Here is a 25,811-nt window from a genome sequence, read left to right as displayed (position 1 = left end):
TTACGACAATGTTCAGCAGAAAGTTAGAGGTCGATTGCGCTGCGAATCAGCGTAAAGACTTTAGTGTTGTCTATAACTCCAGCAAACGAATCTGCATTTTTTCCCATTGCGCCAAGGAATACGTTTGTACCACCGTGTGTTTCACTACCAGCGGCAACTGGAATGGCTGCTTCCTGGTGATAAGAATCAGCAAATACTTGTGTGTCAGTAAGGGCAGGGAAATTTTTGCGATCACCCGCAACGCGGTTTTCGCCGTTACCAAAACCTATGATGCTAAACGGCATACCATCTGCATCTTTTGCAATTGAACCATCGGTGTAATTTTTTAATAAACCCAATACGCCAGGATTATTTACACTTGTTTTGCCTGTTCTTGCCGCGTAACCGTTAAGTACCAAGGTGTGATCGTGGTCGGCAGTTACAACAATGAGGGTATTTTCCAAATTTGGATCAGTTTTCTTAATCTCAGTAATCGCCGCTTTAATGGCATCATCAAACGCAATGGTGTCTTGCAAGGCTTTGATGGCAGTTGTTTCATGGAGCGCGTGGTCGATACGACCGCCTTCAACCATCAAGAACATTCCGTTTGGATTTTTCTTTAAGGTTTGAATAGCTTTAACAGTCATTTCTGACAAGCTTGGTTCACCGGTACCGCTGCGCACCAAGTCGTAGTTCATGTGGCTTGCGTGAAATAAGCCGAGCAATTTATTGGTGCCGTTGGGTGTAAACGCGTTGAGTTCCGTTTGATTACTCGCGTAGGTGTAACCTTTTGCTTTCATTTCAGCGATTAAATCGCGACCGTCTGTGCGTTTGCCGCCAACAGACGTTGGCTGGAAGAATTGGCGACCACCGCCAAGTACAACGTCAACACCGTCTAATAATTTGTCGTTGAAACCCTTGTCCGTGGCTGCAGGTACGAGTTGTGCGGCAATGCTGTTTTCTGCATCGCGGTGACAAATATGCGAATAAGTTGCAGCGGGCGTTGCGTGAGTAACGCGAGTGGTTGTTACAACACCCGTTGCAATACCTTTTGATTTCGCAATTTCCAATAAGGTTGTTACAGGTTTGCCGTTGGTGCTTGGGCAAAGGCTATCAGTAACTTTTAAATAGGCTGCGCCCTTATCGTCAAAGGCTTTGGTGTCCTGACTCATGGAAATAACTTCATTATTCATTTTGACGCCCGTCATATAGGCGGACATTGATGGAGCTGAATCAGTTACCTGCGCATCATTTGAATAGGTTTTTACAAAGGCGGTTTCAGGAAAAGTATCGATCGTTAAGCTGCCATCTTCACCAGCGCTGTAAATACGTGCTGCGGTGAGCGTTGTTATACCCATACCATCACCTAGAAAAAACAACACATTTTTGGGTTTGGTGGTAGGTGTGGTTGTTGGTTCGGTGGTAACGGAATGGTTAGATGAACCACCGCAGGCGGTCAATAAAATGGATATGGTTGAGCAGAGTAAGAGTTTTTTCATAATAGCCTCCTTAAGCTAGGGCTAATTTAGAAGCCAAGTATGAAACTTTTAAGACGGCAACATGACAATTTAAAAACACGCGTGCGGCGAGCTCACTCCGGGTGTGTTTAACGCCATTTTTTTGGATTTTATAAATGAATTCAAACGGGGGTTTGTAAAAAGCGAGATATGCGTTATTGAGGCGACAATTATGGGTGTTAATCGAAAAAAATGTTGAAACACTGAATTAATGGTGTTTACATAAAATCCAGATTATTTTTTTCAATTATGTAAATTCGCGTCGTAATTTCGCTGCATCGCGGTAACCGAAAATTAACATAGGTTTTTTTGAAATGAAAAATTTGGAAAAGTTAATTGCGCGCCAGGTTGTTTACGCATTGATTCCGTTGGCCGACATGAATTGCCGCTCGGGTCACGCGCTTTCTATTATGCCTATGCCGATTTCACTTGCGGGAGTTAAATAAATACTTGTGGTGATGCGTGCAATGTTGATTAAGGAATTTAATTTCCATTTGGCGTGGACGGATGTGATGAAGCAAGGAGTTGGCTATGTGGGTTTAATTGAATATCAGCGAAAACTACCAGGGCCGCTAATACATTCGTTGGTTCAGGTGCTTGGGTTTTAGGCAGCAAGCCCATGGCCGAGGACGAAGCGGAGTATGCGGCGGTAGCCATGTTGGAACAGATTCGCGAAATTACACCAACCGGGAAAGTTATTTATAAGGATGGCGTGTCGCTGTAAATGTTTTTTTTGAGCCGTTCATTTGGCCAGTGATAAAACTAAGGTGATATATGGCTAGGGCAATTTGGAAGGGAGCAATTAGTTTTGGATTGGTGCATATTCCCGTTGCCCTACAATCGGCAACCCAATCCCAAAGCATAGATTTCGATTGGTTGGATAAACGCTCAATGGATCCTGTCGGTTACAAGCGAGTCAACAAAGTTACCGGAAAGGAAATTAGCGCAGAATATATTGTTAAAGGTATCGAATATGAAAAGGGCAGGTATGTTATTTTAACGGAAGAAGAAATTAAGACTGCTCACCCAACGTCCACCCAAACTATTGATATTTTTTCGTTTATTGATAGTGAACAAATTCCGCTTACCACCATAGATACGCCTTACTACCTTGCGCCCGATAAACGCGGCGAAAAAGTTTACGCACTTTTACGTGAAACTTTATCTGCAACAAACAAAGTCGCTTTGGCCTACGTGATTTTACACACGCGCCAACATTTAGCTGCACTTATGCCCATAGAGTCGGCGCTTGTGCTGGTGTTATTACGTTGGCCTAGCGAGGTAAGAAGTTTAGATACGCTCGCACTTACAAAATCCGCAACTGATGCAAGCCTAAGCAAGAGTGAAATGGAAATGGCCAAGCGGTTGGTGAGTGACATGGCGGGTGAGTGGACGCCCGAAGAATATCGCGACAGGTTCCACGACAAGGTGATGGAACTTGTGGAAACTAAAGCTCGCGAAGGGGAAATCGAAAACGTTGAGACCGGCATGGATGAGTCTGAACGCAAAACTGCTGACATCATTGATTTGACCGAGCTTTTAAAGCGCAGCTTACGCGGAAGCGAGAGTTCCAAGTCATCAAAAGCAGAAGCAAAGCCTAAGGTTGCAAAAAAATCTTCTAAAACAACAGCAACAAAATAAAATCCGGAACCCGTCACTCCAAAACCAAATTCCAAAACAAAAGCGAAAGCTGAGTCATCAGAAACATCTATTGCAGTTAAAAAATCCCGAAAAACGGCGAGGTAGCAAAATGGCGGATCACTTGGGCGAATACAACCGCAAACGAGATTTCAAAATAACTGCTGAACCGCAAGGTGAGAAAAAGAAGTCAAAAAAAAGCGCTCACGCTTTAACATTTGTTATTCAGAAGCACGCCGCTCGCAGGCTTCATTATGATTTTCGCTTGGAAATGGATGGTACTTTAAAAAGTTGGGCTGTTCCTAAAGGTCCAAGTCTTGATCCAAAAGATAAACGCTTGGCTGTTCACGTTGAGGATCATCCCCTGAGTTATGCTTCTTTTGAAGGCTTTATTCCACAGGGTCAATATGGTGGTGGGGATGTCATTGTTTGGGATCGAGGCATATGGCAGCCGCATGATGATCCGGTTGCTGCACATAAAGCGGGAAAACTTAAATTCACTCTTATCGGTGAGAAATTAAAAGGTGACTGGACACTCGTAAAAACACATTTGCAAGCGAGTGGAGATAAAGAGCAATGGCTGTTGATTAAGGAGCGTGATACCAGTGCGAGAGCGATAGAAGATTATGACGTGGTCGCCGAACTTCCAAAAAGTGTCATCAGCGGAGCTGAAATTGCCGATGAGAATAAACATAAAACTGAAAATAAAAGCGATACAAAATCACGTAAATTTACCGACTTAAAAGCCAGTAGCGCTAAGGCAGATCTCGTTAGTGCAATTGGAGCAAAATTTGAAAAGTCTGGTGCGCAGTTAGAGCAAAAAAATAAAACGCGGGTAATAAGTAAGCTCCCCGAATTTATTTCACCTGAGTTGGCGACTTTGGTTAGTGAGCCGCCGGCTGGCGATTGGCTCTACGAAATTAAATTTGATGGTTATCGAATTCTTGCGCGTGTTCTCAAAGGAGAGGTTCGTCTATTCACTCGGAATGGACACGACTGGACGCACAAGCTTCCGCAACAGGCCAAGGCTATCGCGGCATTAAACTTAGGTGATTCCTGGCTCGATGGTGAAGTGGTTGTGTTAGATGAGGGTGGCTTACCCAATTTTCAAAAATTGCAAAATGCATTTGAATCGGAAAAGAGCAGCGGAATTCTTTATTACTTGTTTGATGCGCCCTTTCTCGAAGGTGCCGATCTACGTGCTGAGCCCTTAGAAGAGCGGAGGGCTGCATTAGAGCGAATCCTTGATAAAGCAAAGAACACGCCTTTGCGATTTTCATCCGCTTTTATTTTGGAACACAAGAGTATTTTGGCAAGCGCTTGCGCAATGTCTCTTGAGGGAATTATTGGAAAGCGAGCAGCTAGCCCTTACGTCAGTAAACGCAGTGGTGATTGGATAAAGTTGAAATGTCGGTTACGGCAAGAATTCGTGATTGTTGGTTACACAAAGCCTCAGGGTTCGCGCTCGGATTTTGGTGCATTGGTGGTAGCGGTTCATAAAGATTTGGGTAGGCGCGATTTGGTATATGCGGGGCGTATAGGTACAGGTTTTGATACGAAAACCTTGGATCATTTATATGGGTTAATGCAAAAACGTCTACGGGAATCAACGCCGCTTTCTAACAAGCTTCCATCCGCTCAGGCTAAGGGTGTGCAGTGGATTGAACCCGACTTAATCTGTGAGGCGGAATTTGCACAATGGACAAGTGAAGGAATTTTGCGTCAAGCCGCATTCATAGCGCTGCGAACTGATAAACCGGTACGCGATATTATTCGCGAGCGCCCGCGTTCGCCCAGTCAGATTCCTCCGCCTGAGATTCCAATAAGTGCGGGAACAAGAAAAGAAAATTCAAGTGATTCTAAAAAGAATAGGAGCTTTTCCGAGTTGAGGGAAGTTGGCGATGGAGTTACGAAAAAAGAGACAAAAAAAATCGAAACGGGGTCTACTAAAAAATCAGCAAAAGATAATCTGGCACACACCATTAAAATTACCCATCCCGATAGAATTATCGACCCCCATTCTGGTTCCACTAAAGAAGAGCTTGCAGAATTTTATGCCGGAATATCAAGGTGGATTCTTCCTCATCTCGATAATCGGCCTGTATCGCTGTTGCGCGTGCCAGAATCAATTGAAGGTGAACAGTTTTTTCAAAAGCATATTCAGCAGTTGCACATTCCTAATATTAAACTTTTAGATGAATCGCTTGATCCCGGTCACGCTGCACTAATGGAAATTGATACTGCTGAAGCTCTGGTGGGTGCGGCGCAAATGGGAATGGTGGAGCTACATACTTGGGGCGCCAGAGTCGATAAGATTGAAAACCCGGATCGCATTACGCTCGATCTTGATCCAGACCCCGCATTACCTTGGCGAAGTCTTATTGAAGCCACGCAATTGACGCTAGCGGTGCTTGATGAATTAAAGCTGACAGCCTTTTTAAAAACTACAGGTGGAAAAGGGTTGCATATAGTCATACCACTTCGTCCAAATGCAGGCTGGGATCAAGTAAAAGAATTTTCTAAATCTATTGCCCAATTTATGAGCCAACAAATCCCTGAGTGTTTTGTGGCAAAAATGAGTCCTAAAAATCGTATCGGTAAAATTTTCATCGATTATTTACGTAATCAACGTGGAGCAAGTGCTGTGTCCGCCTATTCCGTGCGAGCGCGTTCAGGTTTACCGGTTTCTGTACCTATCAGCAGAGATGAACTCGTGGATTTACAATCGTCGGCTCAGTGGAACATTCGCAATTTACACGAGCGTTTAAACCAACTTGAGGAAGATCCCTGGGGGGCTTATAAAAATAATCAAACGATCACTCAAGCTATGTGGAAAAAGCTGGGTAAAAAATAATAAGCGCATTAGCAATAAAGGAACCTATAAGAAACCGCTACAAATTCGGGTTATGTTGTGTGGCGTACAGTTTATTGGCATCCATCGCTCGATCATAAATGCATTTCAGTTCAGGCAGATTGTTGAACACGGATCATTGAAAGGGCGTTTCTATGTCTATTGGTGCAGTTGCTATCAGCCCCCTTGAGGGGGACAGTGTTAAACGAAAACCGAAAAATTCGTCGGATACCTTTTTAAAAGATCCCTTGTGGTACAAAGATGCAGTCATCTATCAAGTCCATGTTAAATCCTATTTTGATGCTAACGATGATGGCGTTGGTGATTTTGCCGGACTGATTGAAAAGCTGGATTACATTGCAAAGCTAGGTGTTAATGCAATTTGGCTTCTTCCGTTTTACCCTTCACCCATGCGCGATGACGGTTACGATATAGCTGAATACCGCGATATACATCCAGCTTACGGCACTATGGCAGAAGCTCGCCGCTTTATCAGAGAGGCGCACAAGCGTAATTTGCGCGTCATTACTGAAATGGTTATTAACCATACGTCGGATCAGCACCCTTGGTTTCAGAGAGCGCGTCGCGCAAAGAAAGGCTCCAAAGCCAGAAATTTTTACGTATGGTCTGACACCAACCAAAAATATGAAGGGACACGTATTATTTTTTCTGACACCGAGAGCTCAAATTGGACATGGGATCCTGTTGCGGGCCAGTATTTTTGGCATCGTTTTTACTCCAACCAACCCGACCTTAATTTCGATAACCCCGATGTATTAAAAGAAGTTTTAAGCCTGATGCGTTTTTGGTTTGACATAGGCGTCGATGGCTTGCGTTTAGATGCAATTCCTTATTTGGTTGAGCGAGAGGGAACGGCAAATGAAAATCTTCCGGAGACGCATGAGGTTTTAAAAAGAATTCGCGCTGAGTTAAACGCGAATTATCCCGACCGCATGTTGTTAGCTGAAGCCAATTTATGGCCCGAAGATATACAGCAATACTTTGGTGATGGAGATGAATGCCATATGGCATTTCATTTTCCGCTCATGCCTCGCATGTACATGGCAATCGCACAAGAAGATCGTTTTCCTATCATCGATATTTTGCGGCAAATGCCGGACATTCCGCAAAACTGCCAGTGGGCTATTTTTTTACGCAATCACGATGAGCTCACACTTGAGATGGTTACCGATCAAGAGCGTGATTACTTATGGAACTATTATGCTGCAGACAAACGCGCGCGCATTAATTTGGGGATTCGTCGCCGGCTTGCGCCCTTAGTCGAACGAGATCGTCGTCGAATTGAATTATTAAACAGCCTGTTATTGTCTATGCCCGGCACTCCGACGCTTTATTACGGTGATGAAATAGGTATGGGTGACAATATTTTTCTGGGAGATCGTCACGGTGTGCGTACCCCCATGCAGTGGTCTGATGATCGCAACGGCGGATTCTCCCGAGCTGATCCGGCGAGCTTAATTGCACCCACCATTATGGATCCGCTTTACGGATTTCAAGCAATTAACGTGGAGGCCCAAGCCCGCGATACTCACTCGTTATTGAATTGGACGCGGCGAATGTTGGCGGTACGTAAACAACAAAAAGCATTTGGTCGCGGTAATTTGAAACTGCTTGCACCGGCAAACCGACGGATATTTGCATATTTGCGTGAGTACACGAGTCCAGAAGGTGTGAGTGAAATTATTTTATGTGTTGCGAATATGTCACGTGCAGCACAAGCGGGCGAGTTGGATTTATCGGCTTATTCCGGAAAAATTCCGGTTGAAATGATTGGCGGAACATCATTTCCCATTATCACTAACTTAAACTATTTATTAACACTTCCTCCTTACGGATTTTATTGGTTTCTGCTTGCAGACGACACGCAAATGCCCAACTGGTATGTAGCGCCTGTTGAGCGGTTGCCTGAGTTGCGGACTGTGATCATCAAAGAGGACTTGTTCGAACTTCTGCAACCACCTGCTCAATCGGTCTTGGAGCAAGAGGCGCTACCTGCTTATTTATTCAAATCTCCTTGGTTCCAACAGGGGGGGCAATCTTCAGGTGCGATCAGATTATCGCGTGTGATACCGCTCGAGGGTTACGAAGCAACTTTTGCTCTGGTGGAGCTAGACGTTATTCGAGACGGTTTAACTGAAAATTATTTTTTGCCGCTGGGTGTGGTTGCCGATCATCTTGCGGGTACTGCTTCGCAGCAATTGGCTGTTTCTCGATTGCGTCAAAAACGCAACGTAGGTTTGTTAACAGATGCTTTCACTTTGCCGGACTTTACTCGCGCCATTCTGCGTATGATTCGCGAGAATTTCATGCAGCCGCTGGGTGATGGTGAATTACGGTTCGTCGCAACGTCGAGGTTAAATGCGATAGAACAAAAAGCCGATGCTGAAATAGATTTAGTAGCAACCAAAGATGCCAACGGATCTGTAGTTATTGACGGAGCAATGGTGCTTAAACCTGTGCGCAAGTTAGTAGAAGGTGAACATCCTGAGATTGAAATAAGCCAGTACCTCAGCAATTTGGGTTTTGCAAACACGGTGCCGTATCTTGGCCACGTGACGCGAGTAGGAAATGATGGAAAATCCTACACGCTGATGATTTTACAAGCCTATGTCAGCAATCAAGGTGACGCCTGGCAGTGGACCCAAAATACGCTCGAGCGAGCCTTGCGTGATCGTTTAACTGCGGGAACCTCTTCAATGGATATTCAATACCCCGCAATGGATGAATTAGAAAGTTTTGCTCAAATCGCGGGTGAGCGACTTGCTGAAATGCATTGTCTGTTGGCTAAAGAAACTGATACGGCGGGCTTCGGTTATAGGGGCTCATCTAAAAAGGATATGAGTGATTGGGCGCGAAATATTAATGATCACTTTCACCAAGTGCTCTCGATTTTGGAGTTCAGAAAATCAGAGGGCACAATCTCTAAAGAGTTAATCTGGTTGAATGCGCGCAAAGCAAAAATATCTGCCCTAATAAAAAACTTAGCCAAATACTCAGTCGGCAGCACATTGATTCGTATTCATGGCAATTTGCATCTCGCTCAAGTTCTGGTATCGCGCAGCGATGCTTACTTTGTGAATTTTGAAGATGGCACATCCCCAGAAAATAAATCGCATATGAGTCCCTTAATTGATGTTGCCGATATCCTATGTTCATTTGAGGATGCCGGCGCAATTACGCTTAATGCGGCGCAGGGAGTTGATGCTGAAGCCGAAATAATTCGTTTACAACAAATATCTGTTAAGTATCGGCGCAAAACGTCTGAGGTATTTTTTAAGGCCTATAGCCAAGCTGCTCAAGCCTTGCCGCACCTATGGCAATCGGCGAATGCTGCGGATTACTGTTTACGGTTAGCTCGAATCAATAATCGATTAAAACAGATCATAAAAGCCGGTCACAGACCTGAGTGGATGCCTGTTCCTTTGGCGGCGCTTATTCGAGAGTTTGAGGAAGCCCTAAGGATTGAGATGTAAGTTTCGGTGAGGTGAAAGATGCCTGAAGGTCCATCGCTTGTTATTTTAAAAGATTTGACCCAGGAATTTGTGGGCCGAAAAATTTAGCATGTGGAGGGAAATAGTAAAATTGATTTGGCCCGCATCCAAGGCCAGCATATAAAATCCATACGCACCTGGGGTAAGCATTTTCTTATAGAGCTTTCCGGCTTTTCTATTCGCATACATTTGCTGATGTTTGGTAGTTACCGTATTAATGAGCGCCGTGAAAGTCCCGCGAGGCTTAGTTTGCAATGTTCCGATCATACAGAGCTCAATTTTTACGCCTGTTCGGTAAAGTTTATCGAAGCGGAACTGGACGATGTGTACGATTGGAGTTCGGACGTTATGTCTGATCAATGGAACCCCGCAGCGGCGCGAAAAAAGTTGCGTAGCTCACCGCAAAAGCTTGCCTGTGATGCGTTACTGGATCAAGACATATTCTCCGGTGTTGGCAATATTATTAAAAACGAAGTTCTTTTCAGGGTTCGTGTTCATCCGCTGTCAGAAATAGGTGCCTTGCCTGCAATAAAACTGAGAAGCTTGGTTGATGAGGCTCGCCAATATAGCTTTCAATTTTTGGAATTAAAAAAAGCATTTGTATTGAGGCAGCATTGGCTCGCACATAACAAGCGCACCTGTCCCCGTTGTAACATTCCTTATAAGCGAGCGCATTTAGGTGCAACTCTCAGACGCAGTTTTTTCTGCGAAAAATGTCAAAAGAAATATCTGCTTCAAATCTAACTTTAGAAAGCACCGCCAATCTTGTCTTGAAGTTAGGCAGCGTACAGAGCTGGGTTTGCTTCACACGCATATTGATACCCCGATGCAATCAAAGCCACAGCTTTCAATCTTGCTATTTGTTGGAGGTCTTCCGTGAAAATTTTCGATCAGTACACAATGCAGGATCCGCGCACTCAGTATCCGCTTCCACAAGGTTCCGCAGATGCAAGCCAGCCCGAACCTGGCTTGGATAGCCGGTTAAAACCCAAAGCAGATCATGGCGAAACATCTTATCGCGGTGCAAACCGTTTGCAGGGGCGAAAGGCGCTTATAACGGGTGGTGACTCGGGTATAGGCAGAGCGGTTGCGATTGCGTTTGCACGTGAAGGAGCTGATGTTGTTATTAGTTACATGCCGAGTGAAGAGGAGGATGGGCAAGAGACAATCAAACAAATAAAAGATTGTGGGCATAAAGCGATTGCAATTCCCGGCGATATTACTGACGAAGATTTTTGCAAAAAATTAGTGGCAAAGGCAGTAGCAGAGCTTGGCTCTTTGGATATTTTGGTTAATAACGCGGGCAAACAGCAGTATGTGGAAGAATTAAAAAATATCACTACCGAACAATTTCAAAAAACATTTGCTACTAACGTGTTTGCGATGTTTTGGATTTGCCAAGCTGCTGTGCCGCACATGCCGCCGGGCTCCAGTATTATCAATACCACATCCATCCAATCTTATCAGCCCTCTGCTGGCCTGTTGGATTACGCATCCACAAAAGGCGCTATCACCGCATTTACAAAAAGTTTAGCGAAAATGTTGGTTAAGCAAGGTATTCGCGTGAATGCAGTGGCTCCCGGACCGGTGTGGACACCCCTGCAACAAAGTGGCGGTCAACCACCGGAAAAGCTCGAACATTTTGGCGAAAAGGTTCCATTAGGTCGCCCCGGTCAACCCGCAGAAGTTGCACCGGCCTTTGTGTTTTTGGCTTCGCAGGAGTCAAGCTATATTACGGCTGAGGTGATTGGCGTAACCGGTGGTGAACACTTACCTTAAGTTGCATGAGGAGAAATGTATGGATTGGATCACCGAGCATTCGCTGTGGGTTTTGTTTGGTTTTTTGTTTTTGGCGGCGGTATTTGTGATTACTTTCGCTGCGCGTAATCAACGAGCAAAAACGGATGACGGGAGTAATTTACATTCAGACGCGAAACCTACCGGCACAACACCTTTAAAAAGATCTGATAAGGTTTGATTTAACTCACAATTACTCGCCCGACATCGAATCTAATCTAATATTCTTCTGTATAAGAAGCAGCTTCAGGAGCGTGGTAAATAATCCACGCTAATACAAGTGATAAAATAACAAGGATTATTAGAGCAACGAACGTTCGCGAAGAATTGATGGATACTTGATCTACCGCGTCGTGTCGCTTCTCTTTGGTTCCTCTAAACATCGCAGCAATAATATTGTCCCGCTTTAAAAATTGATGAACCAGAACTGCGACTACATGAAGTGCTACTGCGCCTAATATCCAGTAAAAAAGTTGTCTGTGAAGGGTGGTGATTTTTAAACTGAGCTCATCGCTAATATAGGCGTAAAGCGGGCCGACATTTATAATCTCATCATTGGTGAATAATCCGGTAATTCCTTGAACAAGCGAACCTGTTAGCAGAATAATTACCATAATCGCACCCAGCGGGTTATGGCCGGTGTAATGCTTTTCCGCTCCGCGGAAACTACTCAGCGCATATTTAATCGTCGTAATAGGGTTGCGAATAAAATTCACAAAACGGGCATGGTAGGTTCCTATAAATCCCCACACAATACGAAAGCAAACTAAAACAATAATCGCGTAGCCACACCAAAGGTGATACTTAAAATAGTTGGTCCCCAATGAATTGGTGATGTAAGCAGCCACAAATAAAGCAACGAGTGACCAGTGGAAAAACCTCACCGGGAAATCCCACACTTTAATTGTGTTGGTTTCAGCGCTACTCCCAATGGCATCGCTCTTGGGAGAAACCTTTTCATTCAAATTGGTCATCGTTTTTAAGGCCTTCTAAACAACACATAAATGCCCCCGTTGAACTAGGGGGCAATATCTTTAGCAAACACCAGTCTGATTATTTAGCTTTGTAGGACTCGTGGCAGCCTTTGCAATCTTTGGCCAAGTTGCCAAAGGCTTCTTTAAATGCGTCTGATGCGGTTTTTTCCGTCGCGGTTACTTTTGCGAGTGCAGCAGCGTGCTCTTGGAAATCTTTTAATTTTTTGTCGAAGTCCGCTTTGTTCGTCCAAATATCGGCTTTCGCTTTTGTATCTGGCTCGCCAAGGTTAGAGGCTTCGGGGAACGCGGTATCTAAAAATTCGGAAAGCATGACAATGCGATTTGCACGTTTTTGAATATCAGTCTGGTTGTATTCGGATTTCCCTTGAGCTGCGTCGCCCAAGGGTTTAAAGCTGTTGGCGATCAGTGTAAAAGCCGCCTTGCGTACTGCAGTGGCCTGCTTGCCGGGGTTCGGGCCAGCTTGTTTGTCTGCCGCCGGTGCTGCGTCGGCGGCGAAAAGGCTGGCACTTGTTGAAGCTAAAAGGGCGAAACTGAGGATTTTTACGATTGACTTCATTGCAGCTCTCCAAATTGGTGGTTGGCCTTTAGGGCCTTAAATTATTAATACTTAAGCCTGAAAGATCTCATGCGGCTCGATTGTTATCGAAATCCAAAACACCTTCAACCTGCCATGGCCGTTAAATTAGCTACTCAATGAATGACTGGAACATGAAGATTAAGGTGTCATTAGCTGGGAAACATGCGCTTTTTTCAGCATAATTTCCCATTAAGTAATTATTAGCGCCTTCGGCCTGTTAGAATTCGCAAAAATTGTTAATAAGTAGCCGCCATGTTCAACCAAAACTCCCTTCAAGCCATTATGTTTGCCGATGTTTCCGGCAGCTCCGCGCTTTATAAGCAGTTGGGCAATCAGGAAGCCAAGGCCATTGTGGATGACGCGGTCAGTCATATGGCGGCGACGACCATTGTGCACGATGGGGTAGTGGTTAAGACCATTGGCGATGAAGTCATGGCGCGGTTTGATAGTGCTGCAACGGCTTGCCGGGTTGCCATCGCCATCCAACAAAGGTCCAGCCGCGAATTTGCCGATTTGGGCTTGGGTATACGCATAGGCATTGCCTTTGGCGATACGGTTATTACACCCACGGATGCCTTCGGCGAAACTGTTAACGATGCTGCTTTCGTTGCACATATAGCGCGCGCCAATCAAATTGTGCTCACCCAAGGTGTGATTGATCAGCTTGATGCAACCCTTATGCAGCAGTGCCAGCTGTTTGATCGCGTGAATATCAAAGGTGATAACCAAAAGACGATTATTTATCGCCTCGCGTGGGAAACTTCGCAACACAACGATTTATCAACTCGGGTGATGCCGGTGCTCGACGTTACTCGCTATGTGTCCACCTTTGAGTTAACCCTCAGAATGGGGGACAAAGTCATTAGTATTTTGCCTGACCAAACACCCTATTCCATAGGGCGTGATTTCAACAAAGTACATTTACATCTGGATAGCTCCGTGTGTTCTCGCGAGCATTGCCACATTGAATTTCGTCGCGGTAAATATGTCTTGGTCGATCACTCCACGAACGGCACTTACGTTCACGAAGAAAACAAAACGCCGATTTATTTGCGCCGTGAAGAAGCACCTTTGCAGGGCGGTGGTGTCATCAGCATTGGGCAGCAAGTTGATTCTAAGAATCCTTGGTTAATTCATTACCAACATTAAGCTTTCCATGAAAAAAAATCCCGTACCTTCCGTTGAGTTTGCCGCTCCGGGGCTTCCCCGAATTTTTGCCGCCATGGTTTACGATGGCCTTTTACTCGCTGCCATCAGCATCGCATACGGTGCTTTGGTGGTTGCGATTGATGTCGCGATTTTTGGCCGACCAGAAGTGGGCAAACACATTCAATGGAGTCTGCCAGCAAAACTCTTAATCACTGCTGGTTGGCTATTCGCAGTCATGTTTTTCTACGTGTATTTTTGGCAAAAATTTGGCCAGACGTTGGGCATGAAAACCTGGCGTATGCAAATCGTTGATGCAAAAACTCACCAAATTATTAGTTATTCCCAAGCGGTGAAGAGATGCGCTGCCGCCTTCTTGTCCTTCATTTGTTTCGGCATGGGCTATTGGCTAAAACTGGTTCATCCCCAAGGTCGCTTGATGCACGATTTACTCAGCGGAACCCAGATTATTTTGCTCAAAAAGAAGTAATCCACTTTTCATTTTTTACGAGTCTCGACTGAAAATGTTTGGCTCGTTTGCTCAAGAAAATTTTTATGTCGCTTATTAAAATTGAAAAAGCTTATTTAAGTTACGGTCTCCAAGTTCTGCTGGATGAAGTTGATCTGGTTGTTGAAAAAGGGCACCGGCTTTGTCTGATTGGTCGCAATGGCGCGGGTAAATCCAGTCTCCTAAAAGTGATTGCTGGCGAAGTAGATTTAGACAAAGGCGACGTAATTGTTCAAAACGGAATTCGCATTGCGCGCCTGGAGCAAGACTTACCGGATGCCGATGATCGGTTGGTATTTGATTCCGTTGCCAATGCGTTTCCGGGCTTGGGTGAACTACTGAGCGAGTATCACCAACTTGCGCATGCGACAGAATTTAATGATGCCAGCATGAGGCGCATGGAAACATTGCAGCAAGAAATTGAAGCGCGTGATGGTTGGTCCATGCAGCAAAAGGTCGAAGCGATTTTGACGCGTTTGGATTTGCCTGCTGACAAATATATGCGCGAGCTGTCTGGCGGTTGGCGTCGTCGTGTTGCCTTGGCGCGTGCTTTGGTTGTTGAGCCCGATGTACTTTTACTCGACGAACCAACTAACCATTTGGATATCGCCGCGATAGATTGGCTAGAAAAGCAATTGCTTAACTTCAATGGCGCGCTCGTTTTTATCACCCACGACCGCTCACTCTTGCAAGCCATTGCAACGCATATCGTTGAGCTGGATCGCGGACATATTCGTTATTGGGCGGGCGATTACGCGTCATACCTTGTTTATCGCGAACAAGCGCTTGCAGAAGAAGCTCGCCATAACGAATTGTTTGATAAAAAACTTGCGGAAGAAGAAGTGTGGATTCGCCAAGGCATTAAAGCGCGCCGGACTCGCAACGAAGGTCGCGTACGTGCGTTAAAAGAGTTGCGCAATATTCGCGCCGAGCGACGCGAACTCATCGGTAAAGCAAATTTTTCGCTCGCAACAGGCGAGGCGTCTGGCAAGCTTGTGGCGGAATTAAAAGATGTTTCCTACGCATGGGGAAACAAACCTATAGTTAAAAACTTTTCGTCCGCCATTATGCGCGGTGATCGCATCGGCTTGGTAGGCGCAAATGGCGCGGGCAAAAGTACTTTGCTCAAATTAATTCTCGGTGAGTTGCAGCCGCAGTCGGGTTCGGTGCGCTTGGGCACGAATTTAAAAGTCGCCTATTTTGATCAATTGCGCGATCAGCTAGATTTAGATAAAAGTGCGGTGGATAACGTATCTGAAGGGCGTGATTTCATTGAACTGGATGGCAAAGCCAAACATATTTTCTCCTACCTGAGCGATTTTCTATTCAGTGGCGAACGCGCGCGTACACCGCTCAGAGCACTATCGGGTGGTGAGCGAAATCGCGTGCTCTTAGCAAAGCTATTTAGTAAATCAGCAAACTTGCTTGTGCTCGACGAACCTACCAATGATCTTGATGTGGAAACGCTGGAACTCTTGGAGGAGATCCTCACAGATTATTCCGGCACCGTTTTACTCGTCAGCCACGATCGCGCATTTTTAAACAATATTGTTAGCAGCGTTATTGCCTTTGAAGGCCGTGGAAAAGTGCTGGAATATGTGGGTGGTTATGATGATTGGATTCGCCAAGGTGGCAAATGGACGGAAGAAGACTTACCTGAACCAAGTCAAGTAATTGCGCCGAAAAAATTAGATGAAACGCCCAAGGCGCCTGCGCAAGCGGCAGTGCCACGTGCCAAAAAATTGAGTTACAAATTTCAAAAAGAGTTTGATGAGCTTCCGCAAAAAATAGAACAACTCGAACAAAAAGTGGATGCTATGAAAGCAGTCGTGGGTGCAGCAGATTTTTATTCGCAAGCGCCCAAAGTTGTTGAAGAAAAGTTGCAGGCTCTGGCGCAATTGGAAATGGAACTGGAAGCCTGCTTTGAACGTTGGGCAGAGTTGGAAGATATGCAACAGGGCGAAGCCTAAGACGTAGATTTATTCCACCGGTGTGCGTGGTGGAACGTAAACTGCCAGTACGTCGCAGGTGGCTCCGTGCAAAACGCTATTGGGTGTGGAACCCAGCAGCAACGCAAAACCTTTACGGCCGTGGCTGCCCACAATAATCAAATCGGCGTCCTGTTGCTCAGCCAAGTAATGCAGTTCGCTGGCGGGCTGTCCAACCAGCACATGTTCCTGCACCACGGGGTAATTAATGCTTTTAGCGAGTTCTTGCAGCTCTTTTTCCGCTCGCTCAACTTGCTGGGTTTGTACCTCAGAAATATCCAGCGGTAAATCGCCACCATAAGCAAAGGTGATAGGTTCAAGTACGTGGGCGACGCTTAGTTTTGCATTGCAGCTGCGCGCAAACTCGACTGCCTTAGCAAGAACTTGCGGCGTTTCATCCGTTAAATCTAAACCCACCAAAATGTGGTTGTATAAGCAATTAGTTTGGTTCATAACAAGCTCCTTATTTTGCCCGGTTTGTCTTAAGCCTAGCGTTGGACAAGCAAACTAGCCAGTCGTCACATATTCGAGGTTTCACAAAATGCATATTGGGTTAATTGTCATTATTTTGGTCGTCATAGCGCTCATCTTGGGGCCAATTCGTATGATGCAACCCAGCCCCGAGCAAAAGAAACGTGAAAAACTCAGGTTGGCAGCCCGTGCTCAGGGTGTTCATTTCGCCATGCGCAATCTTCCTCAGCAGGCGGATGAGCAAGAAGCAACGGGTATAATCCCCGTTTATTTTCTGCCGCCCTCAAAAAGTCAGACGGAAAAAGGCTGGATGCTCGTTCGCGCAAATTACGAACATGAAATTCATTTCTTGGGCTGGTGGGCATGGCAAAACGATGTGCGCCCTTCATCTGCTGAGTTGAACATACTCAGCGAGCGCTTAGGCGCTTTACCGCAATCGGTGCGCGGAATCAGCGCCGGTGCCGAAGGGATTTGTATTTTCTGGTCGGAGCAGGGTGGTGATGCGGTTTTGACCCAAATCATTCAGTTGCTCAAGGAACTAAAAGCCGCCGCCGAATAGTCATTAATCCGGCAAAGGGCGGGCGGGTAATAGATCGGAGCTCATGGTTTTTCGCGCTCCCTCAATAATTTCGCTCAGCTCTTTAATCATGCGCACCCGTTTGGGATTAGGGTGCATTGATTCCATCAATAACCCTTGCGCCTTCTGGTAGTAGCCTTGCGCGGAGAAGCGGTCTTCGAGCGCAGAAAACTTGTAGCCCTGCGCTATAAAAGAAGCAACACTCACCATTAAAAACGCCCATGAAAGCTCGCTGGTATAGGCTTCTAGCTCTACGTCAGTGATTTTTCCCTGGGCGCAAATGTGTCGCAGAATTTTCACCGCCTCACTGAGCTGAACCTGGGTTTGGGTAATCTGGGCGTCGCTGTCTTTTTGGTAACTCGCATTGGCGTATGTCTTGGCGCTGGCCAAGTCTTCAGAGCGCAGCATGGCGTGGCGAATGCTGCTTTCAATATAGTTTTTAGGCCCTGTTTCCAAAATAAGAATCTGTTGCAGCAAGCCGATTGTTTCATCATTTATATGCTTGGCGATCATTTGGTTGGGAACGGTTTGCTCCAGGCAATTCACCACATCAACAATTGCTTCTACCTGTATCCGCAATTTACGTTGTTTGGCTCGGCGAGCGTTTTCCAGCTCCTGCTTGCGGTTAATGGCGCTCACCACAAAAAGCGCTGCGAGCGCGAGCACAACTAAAACTATCAACACCGTCATGAACAAGGTACCTGAGCCAGCAGAGGTAAAACGAAAAAAATATCGGGTTTAGTTAAACAAATTTATGGGTAAATCGCGCAGGCCCAGAGTGCTGCCTCGAGCCACCAAGTAACCCAATGAATTTTAAGGATAAATATAGCAACGAATGCCAAGTCGGCCAGCCTTAATTCTAGGCGACATGACACATTTTTCAATTTATATGATTTAAACAATCGCTTGACCCTTGAGGTTTCAGGTCTTATATATGCGCACCTCTAATGCAAAGTGGCTAATCTGTAACTATCCTGAGATGCCATATTGCTAACATCCTGGCGATCATTAGCCACCAGAATTCATCTCTTCGTAGATCCACCTATTTAATGAAAGACAGTTAAAACATGGGCAAATCCTTAGTTATCGTAGAATCGCCTGCCAAAGCCAAGACTATCAACAAGTACCTTGGTGCAGACTTTATTGTGAAATCCAGTATTGGACACATCCGGGATTTACCGACCAGCGGCGGCGCCAAACCTGTTGACGCCAAAGAGCGTGCAAAGCAAGCCGCAGCAACACGTAAGCTCTCCGCCGAAGAAAAAGCTGTTTATCAGGCGCAAAAAAGTAAATCCCAACTGATCAACCGCATGGGCATAGACCCCGAAAACGGTTGGCAAGCCCACTACGAAATCCTCCCTGGTAAAGAAAAGGTGGTGGATGAACTTAAAAAGCTCGCCGAAAAAGCTGACACCATCTATCTCGCAACCGACTTGGATAGAGAAGGGGAGGCGATCGCGTGGCACTTGCGCGAGGCTATCGGCGGCGATCACGACCGCTATAGACGCGTCGTTTTTAACGAAATTACCAAAACCGCCATTCAAAACGCCTTTAAAAGCCCCGGTCGTTTGGATCAAAACCGTGTTGATGCGCAGCAGGCGCGCCGCTTTCTGGACCGCGTTGTGGGCTACATGGTGTCTCCCTTGTTGTGGGAGAAGGTCGCGCGCGGTTTATCTGCGGGCCGCGTGCAATCAGTAGCTGTACGTTTGGTGGTGGAGCGCGAGCAAGAAATTCGCGCCTTTGTGCCTGAAGAATACTGGACAGTTTTCGCCGATCTACAGGCGTCCAAATCCGAGCAGGTTCCGTTTGAAGTGAAGAAGAAGGGCGATGATGCCTTTAAGCCTCTCAACGAAGCCGAAGCCATGGCTGCGGTAAAACTCCTGCAGCAATCGACTTACAAAGTTGTGAGCCGCGAAGACAAACCCACTCAATCAAAGCCTTCTGCACCTTTTATTACCTCAACGCTGCAACAGGCTGCGAGCACGCGTCTAGGCTTTGGTGTTAAGAAAACCATGATGATGGCGCAACGCTTGTACGAAGCGGGTTACATCACCTACATGCGTACCGACTCAACCAATTTGAGCAAAGATGCTGTTGACGCCTGCCGCGATTATATCCTCGACAACTACGGGCAAAAGTATTTGCCAGATAGTCCCGTTGCATACTCCAGCAAAGAAGGCGCGCAAGAAGCGCACGAGGCGATACGTCCTTCAAGCGTGACTGTGTTACCCAACCAACTGAGTGGAATGGAACGCGATGCAGAGCGCCTCTACACCCTGATTTGGCAGCAGTTCGTTGCTTGCCAAATGAGCCCCGCGGAATATACCAGCACGAGCGTTGTGGTTAATGCCGGTGACTTTGAGTTGCGCACGCGCGGTCGCGTCGTGCGTTTTGATGGTTTCACTAAGGTGTTGCCACAAACAGCCAAAAAAGACGAAGACTTGGTTCTGCCGGATATGAAAGTTGGCCAAGTATTGCCCTTAGTTAAGCTCAATCCTAACCAACATTTCACTAAACCAACGGCGCGTTACACCGAAGCCAGTTTGGTAAAAGAGTTGGAAAAACGCGCTATTGGTCGTCCATCAACTTACGCCGCGATTATCTCCACCATTCAAGAGCGCGGCTATGTGCGTGTAGAAAACCGCCGTTTCTACGCCGAGAAAATGGGTGACATAGTTACCGAGCGCTTGGTTGAAAGTTTCGACGATCTTATGGACTACAGTTTTACTGCCAATATGGAAGAGTCGCTGGACGACATCGCTCAAGGCGAGAAAAAGTGGCGCAAAGTGCTAGACGACTTCTACGCAGGTTTTACTAAAAAGCTTCAGTTGGCCTCCAGTCCTACCAAAGGTATGCGCGCTAACGACCCTACAGATACGGACATTCCTTGCAGTCTGTGCGGTCGCCATATGCAAATCCGCACCGGCGGCACTGGTGTGTTCCTTGGGTGCTCGGGCTACGCATTACCACCCAAAGAGCGCTGCAAAAACACCATGAATTTGGTATCTGGCCACGAAGCGGTGGACGCTGATGCCGATGAAGAAGCGGAATCCAAACAGCTGCGTACCAAGCATCGCTGCAAAATCTGTAATTCAGCCATGGATTCGTATCTGCTCGACGAAACCCGCAAAATTCATATTTGCGGTAATAATCCTGATTGTCCGGGTTATGAAGTCGAGCAGGGTAGTTACAAACTCAAAGGTTACGAAGGACCAACGCTTGAATGCGATAAGTGCGGCAGCGAAATGCAGCTCAAAACCGGTCGCTTCGGCAAGTATTTTGGCTGCACTAACAGCGAGTGTAAGAACACTCGTAAATTACTCAAAAATGGCGAAGCTGCGCCACCAAAAGTGGATCCTATCGTCATGGCCGATTTGCGTTGCGAGAAGGTGGACGACCATTACGTATTGCGAGATGGTGCTGCCGGTTTGTTCCTCGCGGCCAGTCAGTTCCCCAAGAACCGCGAAACCCGCGCGCCCTTGGTTGCTGAGCTTCTGCCTTATAAAAAGCAGCTAGACCCCAAGTACCACTTCTTGCTCAGTGCACCTGTGGCGGACCCTGATGGGAATAAAGCTATCATTCGTTTTAGTCGCAAAACCAAAGAGCAATACGTACAAACCGAGGTGAACGGCAAGGCGACTGGATGGAAGGCATTTTACGAAGGCGGTAAATGGAAAGTCTCATCCAAATAAGCTGAGTGTTAATCCTTCCAAAAGACAGAAAAACGAGCGTTTTTCTGTCTTTTGCATTTCTGATAATCATTTTTAATGGTTCGACTGAGGTTCGCCATGGCCAATCTTTCATTAACCCGTGTTAATCAAAAGCTGATGCAGGCCAAGATACTGCTACAAGGAGTCGATGAAGAATCCCTGACACCGGTGCATCGGAACTCTCTGTTGGAGGCCGCCGCTTTTCATCTGATTTGCGCACACCAGCACTATCTGCGTGAACTTGCGGAGAACTACGGGTTAAAGAACATCATTGCCTTGCGCAATGAGCAAGACCTTATCGCCGCTTTCGAGGCGGCAAAGAAATATGCGGTAGAAGCACAAGAACTTCAGGAGTTGCGTAAACAATCTGCGTCTTGGTTGTCCCAGCTCCAGACTTATTACGATTCCTTGTGGCGCACTCCTGTTCGAACTGAACCTTCGCAAAGCGAAAACCTGATTAGCTTGGTTGACGAGGATTCGGCATCTTTGCCAGAAGTTGATCTAGCTTCGGTGCGCAATTGGCAAAGCGAATTTACCGCGCTCGTATTGCGTCAACGCGAAACTAGCGCTGAGTTTTAGGGTTTTACACTTAATTTCGATGTTCCAGCGCGAAATTCCACTTCAAATCGATACTAAGGTTGAACACCGCAAGTGTCTATGGCACAATTCGCACCCTTCGTGCAAAGGCTCGGTTGATTATTTAATATTCGTATAAAAATCAATCAGTTAGCAAGAAATAGAACTGCTTTAACATTAAAGCTCTGCGGACGTGGTGAAATTGGTAGACACACCAGGTTTAGGTTCTGGCGCCGTGAGGTGTGAGAGTTCGAGTCTCTCCGTCCGCACCATATACTTCTCAAGAGCCGCTTTGCGGCTTTTTTAATATTGATTCACATCTATCTTACGAGGCAGATATGCAAGTTTCTCTCGAAACAACTTCTGGTCTGGAACGTCGTCTTACTATCGGTGTACCCGCTGCACAAGTTGACGCTGAAGTCGAAAATCGTTTAAAGCAAGCTGCTCGTACAGTGTCTATTAAAGGTTTCCGCAAGGGCAAAGTGCCAATGTCTGTTGTTCAGCAACGCTTTGGTGCTGGTGTTCGTCAAGAAGTGGTTGGCGATGTAATCAGCCGTTCTTTCTATGCTGCGGTGCAAAAAGAAAACGTACGCCCAGCCGGTAACCCGAACATTCAGCCAGTACAATTGGCTCCCGGTCAGGATTTGCAATACGTTGCAACCTTTGAAGTTTACCCAAGTATAACCTTGAGCGACCTTACTGCTTACGAAATCACTCGCTACACCGCTGAAGTAACCGAAGCAGACGTAGACAACATGATTGAAGTATTGCGTAAGCACCAAACTACTTGGGTTGCTGCTGACCGCGCCGCTGCTGACGGCGACCAAGTGAACATTGACTTCGTTGGCACAAAAGATGGTGTTGAGTTTGCTGGTGGTAAAGCTGAAGGTCAAAATTTGGTGTTGGGTTCAAACACCATGATTCCTGGCTTCGAAGCTGGCATCGTGGGTATGAAAGCGGGTGAAGAAAAAACTATCTCTGTAACTTTCCCAGCCGACTATCAGTCTGAAGAATTGAAAGGCACTGAAGCCCAGTTCGCAATTAAAGTAAATTCTGTATCTGCTCCACAACTCCCTGAATTGAATAAAGAATTCTTTGTTAAGTTCGGCGTTGAAAAAGGCGGCGAGAAACAATTCCGCAAAGAAGTTAAAGCCAATATGGATCGCGAATTGGCTAACGCGTTGAAAGCCAAAGTTAAAGGTCAAGTGATGGATGCCTTGTTGGCTTCTCACACTACCGAGCTGCCAAAAGCCTTGGTTGCTAACGAGATTGAAGTATTGCGTAACCAAATGCTGCAACGCTTCGGCGGTCAAAAGCAAAACTTTGACGTTAAGTCTTTGTTGCCAGACACCATGTTCCAAGAAGAAGCGCAACGCCGCGTAACCTTGGGCTTAATCGTGGGTGAGATCGTTAAGACCGCTAAGTTGAAGCCAGATGCCAAGCGCGTTAAATCAATGATTGAAGACATAGCTTCAACCTACCAAGAGCCTAAAGAAGTGATTGAGTACTACAACAGCAACCCAGAGTTGTTGTCTGGCGTAGAATCTGCTGCTTTGGAAGATCAAGTCGTTGACTATGTTTTGGCTGGCGCCAAAGTAACTGAACAAACTTCAGCTTACGAAGAAATCATCAAAGCTACCGCTCCGCAGTAATCGTTCAAAAAAGCCGCAAAGCGCACGTTTTGCGGCCTTTCCTCCTCGCAATTTCTCCCCAATTTACGCTTGATACTGGCATATAATCAAATCACAGGTTAAGCTCCTTATTGTCAATTCTCTCGACTTAGGGTTAACCCAAAGTTGCTGTAACCTTTGTTTAAGGATAAAAGGCAATATGTCTTACGATTATTTGAAAAACCCATCACCTATGGCAGCTGGCGGCTTGGTACCTATGGTGATCGAGCAGACCGCCCGCGGTGAGCGCTCATTCGATATCTATTCCCGCTTATTAAAAGAGCGCGTTATTTTTCTGGTTGGCCCCGTTGAAGACTATATGGCGAACCTCGTGGTTGCCCAGCTCTTGTTTTTAGAGGCTGAGAACCCAGATAAAGACATTCATCTGTACATTAATTCTCCCGGTGGTTCCGTAACCGCTGGTATGTCGATTTACGACACCATGCAGTTCATCAAGCCAGACGTAAGCACTATGTGTATTGGTCAGGCGTGCAGTATGGGAGCGTTTTTACTAAACGCTGGCGCCAAAGGTAAGCGTTTCTGCTTGCCTAACTCACGCGTTATGATTCACCAGCCAAGCGGTGGTGCACAGGGTCAAGCCTCTGATATTCATATTCAGGCGCAAGAAATTTTGAAAATGCGCTCGCGGTTAAATGAGTTGATGGCGTTTCACTGCGGTCAACCAATTGAAAAAATTGAAATTGATACTGAGCGTGATAATTTCATGTCTGCCGAGCAAGCCAAGGCTTATGGCTTAATCGATGATGTTATCGAGAAGCGCGTTCGTTAATCCAAAGCTACACTAACTCCGTATCGGATAATGTTTAGTTGTTTTACGATTTTTCCTGAGCAGATATTTTGCTTACTCAAGATGGAGTAGTTCCAAATGACCGATCACACTGGTGATACAGGCGATAAAAACGGAAAGTTACTTTACTGTTCTTTTTGCGGTAAAAGCCAACATGAGGTTCGCAAGTTAATTGCGGGTCCATCCGTATTTATTTGCGATGAGTGTGTTGATCTTTGTAACGATATTATTCGCGAAGAGATTCAAGAAAGTGCAACCGAAGGTTCGTCCGAAAAGTTGCCAAAGCCGCACGAAATTTCTGCCATTCTTGACCAATATGTTATTGGTCAACGCCGCGCGAAAAAAGTGTTGGCGGTAGCTGTTTACAATCACTACAAACGCTTGCGTCTTGGTTCAAAAACCAAGGAGAAAGAGCCGGTTGAATTAGGTAAAAGTAACATCCTGCTTGTTGGTCCAACAGGTAGCGGTAAAACTTTGCTTGCCGAAACTTTGGCTCGTTTGCTTGATGTTCCTTTCACCATTGCTGACGCAACTACCTTGACCGAAGCGGGTTATGTTGGTGAAGACGTTGAGAACATTATTCAAAAGTTATTGCAAAAATGTGATTACGATGTAGATAAAGCTCAACAGGGTATTGTTTACATTGACGAAATCGACAAGATTTCACGCAAATCAGATAACCCGTCGATTACGCGAGATGTATCCGGTGAGGGCGTGCAACAAGCTTTGTTGAAGCTAATCGAAGGTACTGTGGCGTCTGTTCCTCCGCAGGGCGGTCGCAAACATCCGCAGCAAGAATTTTTGCAAGTTGATACTTCCAATATTCTATTTATCTGTGGCGGTGCTTTCGCTGGTTTGGATAAAGTTATTCGCGACCGTTCGGAGAAGGGCGGTATTGGTTTCAGTGCAGAAGTTAAAAGCAAAGATGAAAAGCGTAACTTCGGCGAAACCTTGCATGACTTGGAACCAGAAGATTTGGTGAAGTACGGTTTGATTCCGGAGTTCGTAGGCCGCTTACCCGTTATTGCGACCTTGGATGAATTGGACAAAGCCGCTCTTATCCAAATTTTGACAGAACCCAAAAACGCATTGACTAAACAATACGCACGTTTGTTCGAGATGGAAGGCGTTGCCATAGATTTCCGTCCCGACGCACTTGAAGCGGTTGCTGCGCGTGCAATGGAACGAAAAACAGGAGCGCGTGGTTTGCGTTCCATTATGGAAAATGTACTGCTCGATACAATGTATAAGATTCCTTCGGAAGAAAATGTGGTTAAAGTTGTGGTGGATGAATCAGTCATTAAAGGCGAATCTGAACCACTGTTGGTATACGAAAACGCTGACATGCCCGCAAAAGCTGCTTCGGATGAATAATCTGTTTTGTTGATTTTTTATTCAGAGTGTATCGAAAGGGCGCAATTTAGCGCCCTTTTTACTTATTTAACGTCATCAAACTTGTAATTTGGGAAACTTCCCCCACTCTTAGTTGTG

Annotated in this window: 21 protein-coding genes and 1 tRNA gene; 17 read left to right on the top strand and 5 right to left on the bottom strand. The window is 46.0% G+C overall.

Annotation, left to right across the window (positions count from 1 at the left end; translation table 11 throughout):
* Positions 1-23: 23 nt before the first annotated feature.
* Entirely contained in the window at positions 24-1,478 is a 1,455-nt protein-coding gene (locus U1F02_RS01920; RefSeq protein WP_409988656.1) for an alkaline phosphatase, read from the bottom strand.
* Positions 1,479-1,810: 332 nt separating this feature from the next.
* On the opposite strand from U1F02_RS01920, the gene U1F02_RS01915 reads away from it, so the two are divergent.
* The 7 genes from U1F02_RS01915 to U1F02_RS01885 all read left to right on the top strand — a co-directional run bounded on the left by U1F02_RS01915 (position 1,811) and on the right by U1F02_RS01885 (position 11,475).
* Complete coding sequence (locus U1F02_RS01915) at positions 1,811-1,942, top strand: hypothetical protein (protein WP_409988655.1); 132 nt, start codon at positions 1,811-1,813, stop codon at positions 1,940-1,942.
* A gap of 328 nt (positions 1,943-2,270) precedes the next feature.
* Entirely contained in the window at positions 2,271-3,137 is an 867-nt protein-coding gene (locus tag U1F02_RS01910) for a Ku protein (RefSeq protein ID WP_409988654.1), read from the top strand.
* Between the two features lie 109 nt (positions 3,138-3,246).
* Complete coding sequence (ligD, locus tag U1F02_RS01905) at positions 3,247-5,988, top strand: DNA ligase D (RefSeq protein WP_409988653.1); 2,742 nt, start codon at positions 3,247-3,249, stop codon at positions 5,986-5,988.
* 152 nt (positions 5,989-6,140) lie between these two features.
* Positions 6,141-9,479, top strand: a complete 3,339-nt coding sequence (gene treS, locus U1F02_RS01900; protein ID WP_409988652.1) for a maltose alpha-D-glucosyltransferase — start codon at positions 6,141-6,143, stop codon at positions 9,477-9,479.
* A gap of 114 nt (positions 9,480-9,593) precedes the next feature.
* Positions 9,594-10,241 (top strand): DNA-formamidopyrimidine glycosylase family protein, encoded by a 648-nt coding sequence (locus tag U1F02_RS01895; RefSeq protein WP_409988651.1) that lies wholly within the window; start codon positions 9,594-9,596, stop codon positions 10,239-10,241.
* Between the two features lie 132 nt (positions 10,242-10,373).
* Positions 10,374-11,276 carry an SDR family oxidoreductase gene (locus U1F02_RS01890; protein ID WP_409988650.1) on the top strand — a complete coding sequence of 301 codons (903 nt, stop codon included), beginning with the start codon at positions 10,374-10,376 and terminating at the stop codon, positions 11,274-11,276.
* Between the two features lie 19 nt (positions 11,277-11,295).
* On the top strand, positions 11,296-11,475 hold the full coding sequence (locus U1F02_RS01885) for a hypothetical protein (protein WP_409988649.1): 180 nt from the start codon (positions 11,296-11,298) through the stop codon (positions 11,473-11,475).
* 37 nt (positions 11,476-11,512) lie between these two features.
* Here the strand turns inward: U1F02_RS01885 and U1F02_RS01880 are convergent, their stop codons facing one another.
* A complete protein-coding gene (locus U1F02_RS01880; protein ID WP_409988648.1) occupies positions 11,513-12,268 on the bottom strand; it encodes a cytochrome b/b6 domain-containing protein in 756 nt (251 codons plus the stop codon).
* Between the two features lie 79 nt (positions 12,269-12,347).
* Positions 12,348-12,845 carry a c-type cytochrome gene (locus U1F02_RS01875; RefSeq protein ID WP_409988647.1) on the bottom strand — a complete coding sequence of 166 codons (498 nt, stop codon included), beginning with the start codon at positions 12,843-12,845 and terminating at the stop codon, positions 12,348-12,350.
* A 273-nt stretch (positions 12,846-13,118) separates the two neighbouring features.
* On the opposite strand from U1F02_RS01875, the gene U1F02_RS01870 reads away from it, so the two are divergent.
* The 3 genes from U1F02_RS01870 (at position 13,119) to U1F02_RS01860 (ending at position 16,490) form a co-directional block, all read left to right on the top strand.
* Positions 13,119-14,015: an FHA domain-containing protein gene (locus U1F02_RS01870; protein WP_409988646.1), complete on the top strand. Its 897-nt coding sequence runs from the start codon at positions 13,119-13,121 to the stop codon at positions 14,013-14,015.
* Between the two features lie 7 nt (positions 14,016-14,022).
* Positions 14,023-14,502, top strand: coding sequence for an RDD family protein (locus U1F02_RS01865; protein ID WP_409988645.1), 480 nt, complete (start codon positions 14,023-14,025; stop codon positions 14,500-14,502).
* A 65-nt stretch (positions 14,503-14,567) separates the two neighbouring features.
* On the top strand, positions 14,568-16,490 hold the full coding sequence (locus tag U1F02_RS01860) for an ATP-binding cassette domain-containing protein (protein WP_409988644.1): 1,923 nt from the start codon (positions 14,568-14,570) through the stop codon (positions 16,488-16,490).
* A gap of 9 nt (positions 16,491-16,499) precedes the next feature.
* Here the strand turns inward: U1F02_RS01860 and U1F02_RS01855 are convergent, their stop codons facing one another.
* Positions 16,500-16,961, bottom strand: a complete 462-nt coding sequence (locus U1F02_RS01855; RefSeq protein WP_409988643.1) for a universal stress protein — start codon at positions 16,959-16,961, stop codon at positions 16,500-16,502.
* A gap of 88 nt (positions 16,962-17,049) precedes the next feature.
* On the opposite strand from U1F02_RS01855, the gene U1F02_RS01850 reads away from it, so the two are divergent.
* Positions 17,050-17,538 (top strand): hypothetical protein, encoded by a 489-nt coding sequence (locus U1F02_RS01850; RefSeq protein WP_409988642.1) that lies wholly within the window; start codon positions 17,050-17,052, stop codon positions 17,536-17,538.
* A gap of 3 nt (positions 17,539-17,541) precedes the next feature.
* Here the strand turns inward: U1F02_RS01850 and U1F02_RS01845 are convergent, their stop codons facing one another.
* Positions 17,542-18,246, bottom strand: a complete 705-nt coding sequence (locus tag U1F02_RS01845; protein ID WP_409988641.1) for a hypothetical protein — start codon at positions 18,244-18,246, stop codon at positions 17,542-17,544.
* Between the two features lie 377 nt (positions 18,247-18,623).
* On the opposite strand from U1F02_RS01845, the gene topA reads away from it, so the two are divergent.
* The 6 genes from topA to clpX all read left to right on the top strand — a co-directional run bounded on the left by topA (position 18,624) and on the right by clpX (position 25,694).
* Positions 18,624-21,248, top strand: a complete 2,625-nt coding sequence (gene topA, locus U1F02_RS01840) for a type I DNA topoisomerase (protein ID WP_409988640.1) — start codon at positions 18,624-18,626, stop codon at positions 21,246-21,248.
* 96 nt (positions 21,249-21,344) lie between these two features.
* On the top strand, positions 21,345-21,845 hold the full coding sequence (locus tag U1F02_RS01835; protein WP_409988639.1) for a DUF6586 family protein: 501 nt from the start codon (positions 21,345-21,347) through the stop codon (positions 21,843-21,845).
* Between the two features lie 184 nt (positions 21,846-22,029).
* Positions 22,030-22,114 (top strand) — tRNA-Leu (locus U1F02_RS01830).
* A gap of 66 nt (positions 22,115-22,180) precedes the next feature.
* Entirely contained in the window at positions 22,181-23,494 is a 1,314-nt protein-coding gene (tig, locus tag U1F02_RS01825; protein WP_409988638.1) for a trigger factor, read from the top strand.
* A 178-nt stretch (positions 23,495-23,672) separates the two neighbouring features.
* On the top strand, positions 23,673-24,302 hold the full coding sequence (clpP, locus tag U1F02_RS01820; RefSeq protein ID WP_409988637.1) for an ATP-dependent Clp endopeptidase proteolytic subunit ClpP: 630 nt from the start codon (positions 23,673-23,675) through the stop codon (positions 24,300-24,302).
* A 96-nt stretch (positions 24,303-24,398) separates the two neighbouring features.
* Entirely contained in the window at positions 24,399-25,694 is a 1,296-nt protein-coding gene (gene clpX / locus U1F02_RS01815) for an ATP-dependent Clp protease ATP-binding subunit ClpX (RefSeq protein WP_409988636.1), read from the top strand.
* Positions 25,695-25,811 lie beyond the last annotated feature (117 nt).

It is taken from the genome of Cellvibrio sp. (genome assembly GCF_046347455.1).
Lineage (GTDB): Bacteria > Pseudomonadota > Gammaproteobacteria > Pseudomonadales > Cellvibrionaceae > Cellvibrio.
Note: the sequence above shows the minus strand (reverse complement) of the source record. Positions and strands in the feature narration are given on the sequence as shown.

Excerpts from the sequence above, each read along its gene's own strand:
- U1F02_RS01920 (WP_409988656.1), bottom strand. The coding sequence starts at position 1,478 with ATGAAAAAACTCTTACTCTGCTCAACCATATCCATTTTATTGACCGCC.
- U1F02_RS01915 (WP_409988655.1), top strand. The coding sequence starts at position 1,811 with ATGAAAAATTTGGAAAAGTTAATTGCGCGCCAGGTTGTTTACGCATTG.
- U1F02_RS01910 (WP_409988654.1), top strand. The coding sequence starts at position 2,271 with ATGGCTAGGGCAATTTGGAAGGGAGCAATTAGTTTTGGATTGGTGCAT.
- ligD (WP_409988653.1), top strand. The coding sequence starts at position 3,247 with ATGGCGGATCACTTGGGCGAATACAACCGCAAACGAGATTTCAAAATA.
- treS (WP_409988652.1), top strand. The coding sequence starts at position 6,141 with ATGTCTATTGGTGCAGTTGCTATCAGCCCCCTTGAGGGGGACAGTGTT.
- U1F02_RS01885 (WP_409988649.1), top strand. The coding sequence starts at position 11,296 with ATGGATTGGATCACCGAGCATTCGCTGTGGGTTTTGTTTGGTTTTTTG.
- U1F02_RS01880 (WP_409988648.1), bottom strand. The coding sequence starts at position 12,268 with ATGACCAATTTGAATGAAAAGGTTTCTCCCAAGAGCGATGCCATTGGG.
- U1F02_RS01875 (WP_409988647.1), bottom strand. The coding sequence starts at position 12,845 with ATGAAGTCAATCGTAAAAATCCTCAGTTTCGCCCTTTTAGCTTCAACA.
- U1F02_RS01870 (WP_409988646.1), top strand. The coding sequence starts at position 13,119 with ATGTTCAACCAAAACTCCCTTCAAGCCATTATGTTTGCCGATGTTTCC.
- U1F02_RS01865 (WP_409988645.1), top strand. The coding sequence starts at position 14,023 with ATGAAAAAAAATCCCGTACCTTCCGTTGAGTTTGCCGCTCCGGGGCTT.
- U1F02_RS01860 (WP_409988644.1), top strand. The coding sequence starts at position 14,568 with ATGTCGCTTATTAAAATTGAAAAAGCTTATTTAAGTTACGGTCTCCAA.
- U1F02_RS01855 (WP_409988643.1), bottom strand. The coding sequence starts at position 16,961 with ATGAACCAAACTAATTGCTTATACAACCACATTTTGGTGGGTTTAGAT.
- U1F02_RS01850 (WP_409988642.1), top strand. The coding sequence starts at position 17,050 with ATGCATATTGGGTTAATTGTCATTATTTTGGTCGTCATAGCGCTCATC.
- U1F02_RS01845 (WP_409988641.1), bottom strand. The coding sequence starts at position 18,246 with ATGACGGTGTTGATAGTTTTAGTTGTGCTCGCGCTCGCAGCGCTTTTT.
- topA (WP_409988640.1), top strand. The coding sequence starts at position 18,624 with ATGGGCAAATCCTTAGTTATCGTAGAATCGCCTGCCAAAGCCAAGACT.
- U1F02_RS01835 (WP_409988639.1), top strand. The coding sequence starts at position 21,345 with ATGGCCAATCTTTCATTAACCCGTGTTAATCAAAAGCTGATGCAGGCC.
- tig (WP_409988638.1), top strand. The coding sequence starts at position 22,181 with ATGCAAGTTTCTCTCGAAACAACTTCTGGTCTGGAACGTCGTCTTACT.
- clpP (WP_409988637.1), top strand. The coding sequence starts at position 23,673 with ATGTCTTACGATTATTTGAAAAACCCATCACCTATGGCAGCTGGCGGC.
- clpX (WP_409988636.1), top strand. The coding sequence starts at position 24,399 with ATGACCGATCACACTGGTGATACAGGCGATAAAAACGGAAAGTTACTT.